Here is an 11,973-nt window from a genome sequence, read left to right on the forward strand (position 1 = left end):
ATTAAAACTACGGCGTTAAACCCATGCGGTCAAACCACACTTTGTACAACGGCGCATTATCCACACAGAATACATCGTTATTGGTAACGACATGCTGTGGACAACTAAGGTGAGAGTCAGTGCACAACGGCGTATAAAGTCCAGTAAATCAGCGAGAATAGCTGTACTCAGCAGTGGATAAGCCTGTGAGTAAATAGCACCAAGGGATGGGGAAGAAATGTCGGAAACACCCGACCCGACTAACGAGCTGTGGCACGAGGTTCTCGGACATCTCGATGGAGATGAGCGAATTACGCCACAACTTCAGGGATTCGTCAGCCTGGTTGAGCCCAAGGGTGTCATGGCAGGAACTCTGTATCTCGAAGTTCCCAATGAACTCACCCGCGGGATGCTTGAACAACGACTGCGCCAGCCTCTTCTCGACGCTATCGGTTTGCTCAGTGACGAACACGCCATCAACAACTTCGCCACCGTGGTTAATCCAGATATCCAACAGGATGCTCTTTCTCAACAAATACCTCACACCGAGCAGCCCTATATCGAGCCAACACCACAAAAGCCGATCGAGCAGTCGGCCCCGAGACGAAGTGACTCTCGCCTAAACCCGAAATACAGTTTCGACAACTTCGTAATTGGTGGATCAAACCGATTCGCTCATGCTGCAGCGGTCGCTGTGGCCGAAGCGCCGGCTAAGGCGTATAACCCCCTCTTCATTTACGGAGGATCGGGGTTAGGTAAGACCCACCTTCTCCACGCAATCGGCCATTATGCCCAGAGCCTGTACCCGGGCATCCGCGTACGTTATGTGAGCTCAGAGGAATTCACCAACGACTTCATCAACTCGATTGCCAATAACCGGGCGTCGGTATTTCAGTCTCGCTACCGAGAGATTGACATTTTGTTGATCGACGACATCCAGTTTTTGCAAGGGAAAGACTCCACTCAAGAAGCGTTCTTTCACACTTTTAACACGTTGCACGATCACAACAAGCAAGTGGTCATCACGAGCGACCTGCCTCCTAAACACCTCACCGGATTCGAAGACCGGATGCGGTCACGCTTTGAATGGGGTCTGATCACTGATGTTCAAGCGCCAGACCTTGAGACTCGGATCGCCATTCTTCGCAAGAAAGCTCAGAGCGAGAAGATGCAGGTCGGAAACGACATCCTCGAATTCATGGCATCGAAGGTCTCGTCAAACATTCGCGAGCTCGAAGGAACTCTGATTAGAGTCACCGCATTCGCTAGCCTCAACCGCACCGAGGTTGATATGGCCCTCGTTCAGACCGTGTTGAAAGATCTCATCACCCTCGACGACGACAATGTGATTGCACCCGTCGACATAATCAATCACACCGCTGACTACTTCAAGCTCACAGTAGATGACCTGTATGGCTCCTCCCGCTCACAAGCAGTAGCAACAGCTCGCCAGATCGCGATGTACCTGTGTCGGGAGATGACTAACCTCTCGTTGCCGAAAATTGGGCAACTCTTCGGTAATCGCGACCACACAACCGTGATGTACGCGAATAAGAAGATTACTGAGCTCATGAAAGAACGCCGCTCGATCTACAACCAGGTCACTGAACTCACCAGTCGCATCAAACAGAACCATCGATTTGGAAAAAGTTAGCTAATTCCACTTGGGGATAACTTGGGGATAACTCTTTCAACTCGCCGGAAAGATTGTTGAACTACAGACTCGTTCTGTGGAATTGCGAATTCTTGTCATTCGAGTTTCCCCTGCCAACTGAACATTTATCCCCGTCTCCTCAACAAGTCACACGGATGTAGTTTCCAGTAGTTACAAGAAATCTGATGAGTTATTCACACAATCCACAGTGGTTAAGAGTGTGACCTTTAAAGAATGAAATTTGAATCCCAAATAACCTGTGGTTCGCAAGTGGATCGGCTGTGCCAGTATTAACGGCCAGAGCTTGATCCGGTTAGGGGTGGTTCATGAAGTTTCAGGTCAATCGTGATGTCTTCAGCGAGGCGGTTTCGTTTGCAGTCAAACTGCTGCCGCAGCGCACGACGCTGCCCATTTTGAGCGGTGTACTGATTGAAGCGACCGATGAGGGTCTGACTTTGTCATCCTTCGACTACGAAGTTTCTGCTCGAACCCAGATCACCGCTGATGTTGATGAACCAGGTCGAGTGCTGGTTTCTGGCAAGCTTCTCGCAGAAATTGCCAGCCGACTACCCAATGCACCAGTGCGTTTTAGCACCGAAGACAACAAAATTACCGTTGCCTGCGGCACAGGACATTTCACGCTCTCGAGCATGCCGGTCGAGGAGTACCCGACTCTTCCTCAAATATCTGACCGTGTGGGAACTCTCAAGGCAGATCTCTTTTCGGCAGCGATCGCTCAAGTTGCAGTTGCAGCGTCACGAGATGATGTCACCCCGGTGATTACCGGAGTGCAACTTGAAGTATCTGAAAACAACATCTCGCTCGTAGCCACCGACCGCTATCGCGTTGCGGTGCGGGACATCGAGTGGAACGCCGGGGAATCCGGAGTCGAATCTGCTACGGCTCTTGTTCCTGCGAAGACGCTGGTCGAGATCGGAAAGACTTTCGCGAACAGCGGTGAAATTTCCGTAGCCATCACGAGCACAGATGAGCGAGAGCTCATCGCTTTCCAGGCGGATAAGAAAACTGTGACGTCGTTGCTCATCAAAGGGAACTTCCCACCGGTGCGTCGCTTGTTCCCTGAAACTGTGGACAACTTTGCGGTCATGAATACCGCGGAACTCATCGAAGCAGTGCGCCGAGTATCACTGGTACTTGAGCGTGAAGCAGCTCTCCGATTCACTTTCACGACTGAAGGTGTCACTCTTGAGGCCATCGGATCTGAGCAGGCTCAAGCCTCCGAAACGATTGATGCATTCTTGACCGGCGATGACACCGTTGTTTCACTCAAGCCTCAATTCCTGATCGATGGTCTCAGTTCTGTTCACTCCGAATTTGTGCGCATTTCCTTCACGAAGACGGAAAACCCCAATAAGCCGGGCCCCGTTCTCATCACTAGCCAGTCGTCGAAAGACCAACCGGGGAGTGACAACTACAAGTATTTGCTGCAGCCAAACCTGTTGTTGAGGTAACACATGAGCAACACCACGCACATTGGAATTATTGGCCTGGGAAAAATGGGCGGCAATATGCGTGAGCGTATGCGAGCCAAAGGGCTCACCGTCACTGGATATGATCCCAACCCTGAAGTCAGCGACGTCGCGACACTTTCCGATCTGGTGGACGCGCTGCCAGCGCCGCGGATCATCTGGGTAATGGTTCCCTCTGGCCCGGTCACAGATTCTGTAATTACAGATGTGGAAAGTCTTCTCGATTCCGGAGACCTAGTGATCGATGGTGGAAACACTCGATTTACTGATGATGAAATTCATCGCGAGCAGCTTGCAACCCGCAACATCGCATTTGTGGATGTTGGGGTGTCAGGCGGAATTTGGGGCCTCGAAAACGGATACGGGCTCATGGCCGGTGGTGAAGCATCCGATATCGAACGAGCAATGCCAATATTTGATGCCCTTCGCCCTGAAGGCCCCCGTGATGAAGGATTTGTTCACGCCGGTCCTGTCGGAGCTGGACACTACGTCAAGATGGTTCACAACGGTATCGAATATGCCCTAATGCAGGCCTGGGCTGAAGGTTTCGAACTTCTCGATAGCCGCAAAGATCTCGTGAAAGACGTGCCAGGTTCGTTCAAGGCGTGGCAGCGCGGAACCGTCGTTCGCTCGTGGTTGCTTGAACTTCTCGTGAAAGCACTCGAAGAAGATCCTGATTTCGCCGACATAGCCGGATATGTCGAAGACTCTGGGGAGGGTCGCTGGACCGTGCACGAAGCGCTCAATCAGGCTGTTGCTGTGCCGACTATTAGCGCCGCAATTTTTGCTCGATTCGTTTCACGTCAAGAGGATTCACCGTCGATGAAGGCTGTTGCCGCTCTCCGTAATCAGTTCGGTGGGCATAGCGTCCGCAAGAGTTAAGCTTCGACGGCGATGCTTGTTACCCACGTTGAACTCAAAGACTTTCGTAATTACGAGTCTCTTGGCCTAGAACTCACCTCTGGCCCAACCCTCATTGTCGGCTCGAATGGTCAAGGAAAGACCAATTTGGTTGAGGCACTGGGATTTCTCAGCACTCTCGGTTCCCATCGGGTCTCAACCGACCACGCCATGGTTCGTCAAAATACGGATGCCGCGATCATTCGAGTTCGCCTTGAACACAATAAACGAAAATTCTTGGCTGAAGTGCAGATCAATCGCAGTGGTGCCAATCGCGCACAGATTAATCGCTCCGCCATTCGAACGCGAGAGCTTCCTCGATATTTTTCCAGCGTTCTCTTCGCGCCTGAAGATCTCGCTCTCGTGCGTGGGGAACCTTCCGGCCGTCGCAGGTTTATTGATGACCTACTTGTTTTGCGTTCGCCACGGTTCAGTGGAGTGATGTCGGACTATGAGCGAGTGGTGAAGCAGCGAAACATGCTGTTGAAATCTGCTCGCGCGTCAGGAATCCGTGACGCACAGCTGAGCACGCTTGATGTGTGGGATGAACGCCTTATCGAATTTGGATCAGAAATTATCAGCGCCAGAAGTGCGCTTGTTGCTGATCTCAGTCCTGAGGTTTCGCAGTCCTACGAACGAATTGTTGGTGCGGATCATGGTGCCTCGTTGGCGAATTCTCTCAGCATCATTTCGCGTCAAGATGATCAAGACAGTGCCGTGGCAACTAATGAGGTTGGAGAAATAATTTCGGTCGCTGACGCGACGACGGCATTCACCGCAGCCCTGGAGTCGGTGAGAAAAGCAGAGAGAGACCGTGCGATTACTCTCGTCGGCCCACATCGTGATGACCTGATCTTTGGGCTAAACGGGCTGCCGGCACGCGGTTACGCAAGTCACGGTGAGTCATGGTCTTTTGCCCTTGCTCTGAAACTTGCTTCAGCCGAACTATTGCGCCGCGAATCATCTGCCGGCGATCCGGTCCTGATTTTGGATGATGTCTTTGCTGAGCTTGATCAATCGCGTCGGGAACGACTTGCGGCCTCAATCTCAAATTTTGAGCAGGTACTCATCACGGCAGCAGTTTTTGGTGATGTTCCCGAGCAACTTGCCGCGAACGTTGTGCGGATCCGCGCTGGTGAGGTTGTCACAGATGAATGATCGCGATCCCGCCGTTGACGAACACGTTGCGGTCTATTTGAGATTTCGCGAGGTTTTCGGTGACCCATCGAAACGCTCGTACATGGCACGCAAGCGTGACAAGAAAGAGCCGGGAACAAGTGTTCCGTTTGCACCAGGACGTGATCCCCACGGACTTGGGGATGTTATGGATAGCCTGACGAACAGTATGGGGTGGAGTTCTCCGCTTGCCCGTTCGGAATTGTTGTTAGGTTGGCCACAAATCGTCGGTGAAGAAACAGCGGAGCATTCTGAACCGGTTGGTATTGAAGAGGGTGTACTGACTGTGCGCTGTGATTCGACTGCGTGGGCAACACAGCTGAGGTTGATGCGTTCACGGATCTCTACGACGATCGCGCAGCAGTATCCAGAAGCAGGTGTAGACACCGTGCGCTTTGAGGGCCCCAACGCCCCTTCTTGGAAAAGAGGCCCCAGATCAATTCCAGGCCGGGGCCCGCGCGATACTTACGGCTAACAAGGCAAAATAGGTCACGTCACTAAAGAAACTCCCGTAGAACGCAATTTGACCGTCGTAGGCTCTCGGAATTTGTTAGAATATCTGAAGCCGTCAGACGCACCTCCTTCTGGAGTACCAGCTCTGAATGGCGAGTGTGAACTAGCGGCAGGAGCCTAACTTCAGATGACATCGACGCCCGAAAACGACGTGCCCGAGAGCCAGATCATTGCCAACGGTCATGTTGCCGCTGATAGCTATGGTGCCGATCAAATCCAGATCCTTGAGGGTCTTGAAGCGGTTCGCAAACGCCCCGGAATGTATATCGGTTCCACTGGCCCGCGTGGATTACACCACCTCGTCTATGAAGTTGTCGACAACTCTGTCGATGAGGCTCTGGCCGGTTACTGCGACACGATCAACGTGTGGATCCGAAAAGACGGCTCCATTCGAGTGCGAGACAACGGTCGAGGAATTCCTGTTGATCTGAACCAGCAGGAACAGAAGTCCACGGTCGAAGTTGTCATGACAATGCTGCACGCCGGCGGAAAATTCGGTGGAGGCGGCTATGCAGTTTCCGGTGGACTCCACGGCGTGGGTATTTCTGTTGTGAACGCATTGTCGGCTGAGATTGACACTGAAGTTCGCCGTCAAGGACATGTCTGGCGAATGAGTTTCGCCAATGGTGTTCCCGTTGGACCGCTAACCCAGGGCGAGAGCACTGAAGAAACCGGAACGCAGCAAACGTTCTGGCCGAGCAAAGAGACTTTCGAGACCGTCGAGTTTGATTTCGAAACTCTACGTGCACGTTTTCAGCAGATGGCCTTCCTCAACAAGGGTCTGCGCATCACGATCACCGACGAGCGTCCCGACGATGAAGAAGTCGTCGAGAGCTACATGTACGAGCGCGGTCTGGTCGACTACGTCGAATACCTGAATAAAGCCAAGAAGAACGAGCTCATTCATCCGGATGTCATCGCCTTTGAATCGGAAGATACCGAGAAGCGCATCTCGCTAGAGGTGGCCATGCAGTGGACTGCCGGCTACACCGAAAGCGTTCACACCTACGCAAACACGATCAACACCCACGAAGGCGGAACCCACGAAGAAGGCTTCCGCGCCGCACTAACCACACTGGTTAACCGTTACGCCCGCGAAAAGAACATCATCAAGGAAAAGGATGAAAATCTCTCCGGTGACGATGTTCGTGAAGGTCTGACCGCAGTTATCTCCATCAAACTCGGCGAACCGCAGTTCGAAGGCCAGACCAAAACTAAGCTCGGCAACACCGAAGCGAAGGCGTTCGTTCAGCGCATCGCCGGCCAGCAGCTCGGGGACTGGTTTGATCGCAACCCCACGCAGGCCCGCGATGTTATTCGCAAGGCCATTCAGGCATCCCAAGCACGACTTGCCGCCCGCAAGGCGCGCGAACAGACTCGTCGTAAGGGACTGCTTGAATCGAGCGGAATGCCCGGAAAGCTGCGCGACTGCTCGAGCAAAGACCCGTCACTCTCTGAAATCTTCATGGTCGAGGGTGACTCGGCAGGTGGTTCAGCCGTTCAGGGTCGCAACCCAGAATTCCAGGCGATCCTCCCGCTGCGAGGCAAAATCCTCAACGTAGAAAAGGCTCGTCTCGATCGCGCGCTCGGCAATGCCGAGGTCCAAGCCATGATCACGGCATTCGGTGCCGGTGTTGGTGAAGACTTCGATCCCGAGAAGGCTCGCTACCACAAAATTGTTTTGATGGCCGATGCTGATGTTGATGGACAACACATCACCACGTTGCTGCTGACTCTCCTCTTCCGCTACATGCGCCCGCTCATCGATTTGGGTTACGTCTATCTCGCACAGCCGCCGTTGTACCGACTCAAGTGGAGCAACGCCCAGCACGAATACGTCTACAGCGATGCTGAGCGCGATGCTCTCACCGAGATGGGCCTTTCGGCAGGAAAGCGCATGCCCAAAGACAACGGCATCCAGCGGTACAAGGGTCTTGGTGAGATGGACTACAAGGAACTGTGGGAAACCACGATGGATCCCGCTACTCGCACATTGCTTCAGGTCACCTTGGATGACGCAGCAGCAGCTGACGAAATCTTCTCGACTCTCATGGGCGAAGACGTTGAGTCTCGCCGAAACTTCATCCAGCGCAACGCCAAAGACGTCCGCTTCCTCGACATCTAGCTCGAGCAGAGCACACGGCGCCCGCATTCGCGACTGACACAGACTGGAACTGAAACTTAATGGCTGACGAAGAAACTCCGAAGAAGACCTTCGAAGACGCACCCGTAGACACGCGTCACGACAAGATCAATCAGGTTGATCTCCAGTTGGAGATGCAACGCTCCTACCTCGACTACGCAATGAGCGTCATCGTGGGCCGTGCGCTTCCTGAAGTGCGCGATGGATTGAAGCCTGTGCACCGTCGCGTTATTTACGCGATGTATGACGGTGGCTACCGCCCAGATAAGGGCTTCTCCAAGTGCACCCGTGTTATCGGTGATGTCATGGGCCAGTTCCACCCGCACGGTGACTCGTCGGTCTACGACGCCCTCGTTCGTTTGGTGCAGCCGTGGAGTCTTCGCTACCCACTGGCCCTTGGCCAGGGAAACTTTGGATCACCCGGAAACGACGGCGCTGCTGCCCACCGTTATACCGAAACCAAGATGGCCCCGCTTGCTATGGAAATGGTGCGGGACATTGAAGAAGACACCGTCGACTTCCAAGACAACTATGACGGCCGCACTCAGGAGCCGACGGTTCTTCCGAGCCGTTTCCCGAACCTGCTCGTCAACGGTTCAGTGGGAATCGCGGTCGGTATGGCCACAAACATTCCGCCACACAACCTTCGTGAGGTCGGCGAAGGTGCTCTCTGGCACTTGGCTCACCCCGAGGCTTCACAAGAGGAACTCATTGAAGCGCTCATTCAGCGCATCAAGGGGCCAGACTTTCCGACCGGTGCGCAGATCTTGGGCATCAAAGGTATTCAGGATGCGTACCGCACTGGCCGTGGTTCGGTCACGATGCGTGCCGTTGTCAATGTTGAAGAGCTCCAGGGTCGCACTTGCCTCGTCGTCACCGAGCTTCCGTACCAGGTAAACCCTGACAATCTGGCACTGAAAATTGCCGACCTCGTCAAGGACGGCAAGCTCGCCGGCATTGCCGACATCCGGGATGAGACCTCAGGTCGCACCGGCCAGCGACTCGTCATCGTGCTGAAGCGCGATGCTGTAGCAAAGGTTGTTCTCAATAACCTCTACAAGCACACGCAGCTGCAGGAAAACTTTGGCGCGAACATGCTCGCGATCGTGGATGGCATTCCGCGCACGCTCTCGATCGATGGCTTTATTACCGCGTGGGCTACTCACCAAATCGAAGTCATTGTTCGCCGCACAGCCTTCCGCCTGCGAAAGGCCGAAGAGCGAGCTCACATTCTGCGTGGCTACCTCAAGGCTCTCGATGCCCTCGACGAGGTCATCGCGTTGATTCGTCGCTCGGCGACAGTAGAGGATGCCCGCGAGGGACTCATCAAGCTTCTTGAGATTGATGAAATTCAGGCCCGCGCGATTCTCGACATGCAACTGCGTCGACTCGCCGCGCTTGAGCGTCAAAAGATCACCGACGAGCATGATGCTCTTGAGCTCGAAATTGTCGAGTTCAAAGCGATCATTGCGAGCGAACAACGCCAGCGCGACATCGTTAGTGAAGAACTTACTGACCTGCTCGCGAAGTATGGTGACGATCGCCGCACCGAGATCATGATGGGCTTCGACGGCGACATGAGCATGGAAGATCTCATCCCCGAAGAGGAGATGGTGGTCACCGTTACTCGCGGTGGGTACGTCAAGCGCACCCGCAGCGACAACTACCGCAGCCAGCACCGCGGCGGCAAGGGAGTCAAGGGTGCCCAGCTTCGGGCGGATGACATCGTCGACCACCTGTTCGTCACCACGACGCACCACTGGTTGCTGTTCTTCACCAACACCGGTCGCGTCTATCGGGCAAAGGCATACGAACTGCAAGAGGGCGGTCGGGATGCCAAGGGCCAGCATGTTGCCAACTTCTTGGCACTGCAGCCTGGTGAAGAAATTGCACAGATCCTCGACATCCGCGACTACCAGACAGCCACCTATCTCGTATTGGCTACTCACAACGGTCTCGTCAAAAAGACCGCTCTTGCCGAGTACGACACCAACCGCAGTGGTGGAATCATCGCCGTGAACTTGCGTGAGGGAGATGAACTCGTCTCGGCCATGCTCGTTGAGAGCAGCGACGATGTTCTGCTGGTTTCTCGCAAGGGAATGTCGATTCGCTTCACAGCATCCGATGAGGCACTTCGACCAATGGGTCGATCGACGTCCGGTGTTATGGGTATGAGCTTCCGTGAGGATGACCGCTTGCTGAGTGCGAGTGTTGTTCCCGAGAGTGGCTACGTCTTTGTCGTTACTGAGGGCGGCTTTGCGAAGCGCACTTCAGCGGATCAATACCGCGTTCAGGGTCGTGGTGGCTTGGGTATCAAGGTCGCCAAACTCGACGGCGCACGAGGCGATTTGGCTGGCGCTTTGATGGTCGGAGACCACGACGAAGTTCTTGTGGTTCTTGCCAGTGGCAAGGTGGTACGCTCTTCTGTCGCTGAGGTTCCGGCCAAGGGCCGTGACACTATGGGCGTTGTCTTCGCTCGATTCGCAGCCGAAGACAAGATCATCGCGATCGCACGAAACAGCGAACGAAATCTAGAAAATAAAGAACTTGAAGCTCAAGACGGTAGCGTTCTGAGCGAAGATGCCCCTGCTGGGAAGGACGAGTCGGTAGATGAGTAGTGTCGCAGAGAAGTTGCAGCGCAAGTCGCAACGTCAAACATCGGTAAAACAAGTACGACTCAAGCTGGTTTACATCGACTTCTGGTCGGCTGTAAAGTTCTCGTTCTTGGTGGCAGTATCACTCGGAATTGTTCTTGTTGTCGCATCGATGTTGGTGTGGATCGTTCTGAACTCCACAGGAATTTTCGGAAAAGTAGACGAGATCTTCCGCGACATCCTCAGTGATGAGAGCTTTAGCGTCGCGACCAGTTTCTCGCTCGCCCAGGTTGCTGGATTCTCCTTCGTCGTCGCAATTCTGAACGTTTTGGTTGGTACAGCGTTGGGTGCGATTGCGAGTATGCTTTATAACTTCAGCGTGCGACTGACCGGTGGAATCCTCGTGGGTTTCACTAACAACTAGTCGATTACGTCAAACGGCCAGAATGCGATACTCTCGTATCTGCCCAACGGGGGTATAGCTCAGGCGGTTAGAGCGCTTCGCTGATAACGAAGAGGTCCGTGGTTCAAGTCCACGTACCCCCACTGGAATCTTCACAAGAGATTCCTTAATTGGGGCCTTAGCTCAATTGGTAGAGCGCCTGCTTTGCAAGCAGGAGGTCAGGGGTTCGATTCCCCTAGGCTCCACAGCACGACAACGAAGACCCCGGCCAGTCATCTGGCCGGGGTTTTTGCGTTTCTGCCAAGGCTCGCGCGGTGGGTGAACGGACAAGTCATGAACGCGGAGTTTCCTTCGCTCACGACGGCCTCGCCTAGGTTTTCGCCCGAAACGAGTTCAGGCCCGGTTCGAAATGAACCGGGCCTGAACTCGTTAAGAGGTTTGGGCTCAACCGTGGGTGAGCCAGCGGCAACCTTCAACGCGTGAAGTGGGGACTAGGCAGCCTCTGCTTCGTCGTCGATCCATAGGTCGTCATCGGCGCGCAAAGTTTGCCAAGCGGCGTAGGCGACGCCAACCGCTGCGACAACTCCGACGCCGATCAGGATGTAGCGACCGAAGCCTGCTGACTTGGGTTGAGGCTTGACGATGCCAGTCTTTTCACCAGCGGTTACTGCCAAGCCCGATACGCGAGCAAAAGCATCCCGAACCTGCTGGTTCTTGGCTACTTCAAGTGCGGCAAGCGCTGTGCCGAGCGCTGACGTCACAGCAGGCAGAACATCGCCCTTGATCTTGCTCTTGGTGCTTTCGGCCGCTGAGCGGGCACCAGCGATCGACGACGACACCACAGGCTTCACCCGTGAGTCGAGAGTGTCGTGAATTTTGGGGCTGACCTCTTCGCGAGCGTAGTTGGCGGCCTGATGGCTCGCCTCACGTACGACAGCGGAAGCATGCTCCAGCAATTCTCGCTGGTCACTCCACAGGTCTTCAGCTTGACCCTTTAAGCGCTTGAGTTCTTTCCGGCGTTTGCGAGTTAGTGCCACGGGAAACCTCCAAAGATGGTCGAACAGTTATTCCATACTGCCACGCCGGGTTCTGTGTGCGCACTGCTTTGGCTGTGAGCACCC

General features: G+C 54.2%; 9 protein-coding genes and 2 tRNA genes. 10 read left to right on the forward strand and 1 reads right to left on the reverse strand.

Annotation, left to right across the window (positions count from 1 at the left end):
* The first annotated feature begins 217 nt into the window (after nucleotides 1-217).
* The 10 genes from dnaA (at nucleotide 218) to AC1ENN_RS00050 (ending at nucleotide 11,097) form a co-directional block, all read left to right on the forward strand.
* Nucleotides 218-1,633: a chromosomal replication initiator protein DnaA gene (dnaA, locus tag AC1ENN_RS00005; protein ID WP_449647867.1), complete on the forward strand. Its 1,416-nt coding sequence runs from the start codon at nucleotides 218-220 to the stop codon at nucleotides 1,631-1,633.
* A gap of 326 nt (nucleotides 1,634-1,959) precedes the next feature.
* Nucleotides 1,960-3,105 (forward strand): DNA polymerase III subunit beta, encoded by a 1,146-nt coding sequence (gene dnaN / locus AC1ENN_RS00010; RefSeq protein ID WP_449647868.1) that lies wholly within the window; start codon nucleotides 1,960-1,962, stop codon nucleotides 3,103-3,105.
* Between the two features lie 3 nt (nucleotides 3,106-3,108).
* Nucleotides 3,109-4,005 (forward strand): phosphogluconate dehydrogenase (NAD(+)-dependent, decarboxylating), encoded by an 897-nt coding sequence (gene gnd, locus AC1ENN_RS00015; RefSeq protein ID WP_449647869.1) that lies wholly within the window; start codon nucleotides 3,109-3,111, stop codon nucleotides 4,003-4,005.
* Nucleotides 4,006-4,017: 12 nt separating this feature from the next.
* Nucleotides 4,018-5,181, forward strand: a complete 1,164-nt coding sequence (gene recF, locus AC1ENN_RS00020) for a DNA replication/repair protein RecF (RefSeq protein ID WP_480406320.1) — start codon at nucleotides 4,018-4,020, stop codon at nucleotides 5,179-5,181.
* Nucleotides 5,174-5,674 carry a DciA family protein gene (locus AC1ENN_RS00025; protein ID WP_449647871.1) on the forward strand — a complete coding sequence of 167 codons (501 nt, stop codon included), beginning with the start codon at nucleotides 5,174-5,176 and terminating at the stop codon, nucleotides 5,672-5,674. Before recF ends, AC1ENN_RS00025 begins: the two co-directional genes overlap by 8 nt.
* A gap of 165 nt (nucleotides 5,675-5,839) precedes the next feature.
* A complete protein-coding gene (gyrB, locus tag AC1ENN_RS00030) occupies nucleotides 5,840-7,837 on the forward strand; it encodes a DNA topoisomerase (ATP-hydrolyzing) subunit B (protein ID WP_449647872.1) in 1,998 nt (665 codons plus the stop codon).
* A gap of 59 nt (nucleotides 7,838-7,896) precedes the next feature.
* Entirely contained in the window at nucleotides 7,897-10,473 is a 2,577-nt protein-coding gene (gene gyrA / locus AC1ENN_RS00035; RefSeq protein ID WP_449647873.1) for a DNA gyrase subunit A, read from the forward strand.
* Nucleotides 10,466-10,873 carry a DUF3566 domain-containing protein gene (locus tag AC1ENN_RS00040; protein WP_480406321.1) on the forward strand — a complete coding sequence of 136 codons (408 nt, stop codon included), beginning with the start codon at nucleotides 10,466-10,468 and terminating at the stop codon, nucleotides 10,871-10,873. Before gyrA ends, AC1ENN_RS00040 begins: the two co-directional genes overlap by 8 nt.
* Nucleotides 10,874-10,921: 48 nt before the next feature.
* Nucleotides 10,922-10,995, forward strand: a tRNA-Ile gene (locus AC1ENN_RS00045).
* A 29-nt stretch (nucleotides 10,996-11,024) separates the two neighbouring features.
* A tRNA-Ala gene (locus tag AC1ENN_RS00050) sits at nucleotides 11,025-11,097 on the forward strand.
* Nucleotides 11,098-11,343: 246 nt separating this feature from the next.
* Here the strand turns inward: AC1ENN_RS00050 and AC1ENN_RS00055 are convergent.
* A complete protein-coding gene (locus AC1ENN_RS00055; RefSeq protein WP_480406322.1) occupies nucleotides 11,344-11,889 on the reverse strand; it encodes a hypothetical protein in 546 nt (181 codons plus the stop codon).
* Nucleotides 11,890-11,973: the final 84 nt, after the last annotated feature.

This window comes from Rhodoglobus sp. G.S.23, from assembly GCF_056675935.1.

What these genes read in the sequence shown, in the direction of transcription:
- dnaN (WP_449647868.1), top strand. Translation starts at nt 1,960, where the DNA reads ATGAAGTTTCAGGTCAATCGTGATGTCTTCAGCGAGGCGGTTTCGTTT.
- AC1ENN_RS00025 (WP_449647871.1), top strand. Translation starts at nt 5,174, where the DNA reads ATGAATGATCGCGATCCCGCCGTTGACGAACACGTTGCGGTCTATTTG.
- recF (WP_480406320.1), top strand. Translation starts at nt 4,018, where the DNA reads ATGCTTGTTACCCACGTTGAACTCAAAGACTTTCGTAATTACGAGTCT.
- gyrB (WP_449647872.1), top strand. Translation starts at nt 5,840, where the DNA reads ATGACATCGACGCCCGAAAACGACGTGCCCGAGAGCCAGATCATTGCC.
- gnd (WP_449647869.1), top strand. Translation starts at nt 3,109, where the DNA reads ATGAGCAACACCACGCACATTGGAATTATTGGCCTGGGAAAAATGGGC.
- gyrA (WP_449647873.1), top strand. Translation starts at nt 7,897, where the DNA reads ATGGCTGACGAAGAAACTCCGAAGAAGACCTTCGAAGACGCACCCGTA.
- AC1ENN_RS00040 (WP_480406321.1), top strand. Translation starts at nt 10,466, where the DNA reads ATGAGTAGTGTCGCAGAGAAGTTGCAGCGCAAGTCGCAACGTCAAACA.
- dnaA (WP_449647867.1), top strand. Translation starts at nt 218, where the DNA reads ATGTCGGAAACACCCGACCCGACTAACGAGCTGTGGCACGAGGTTCTC.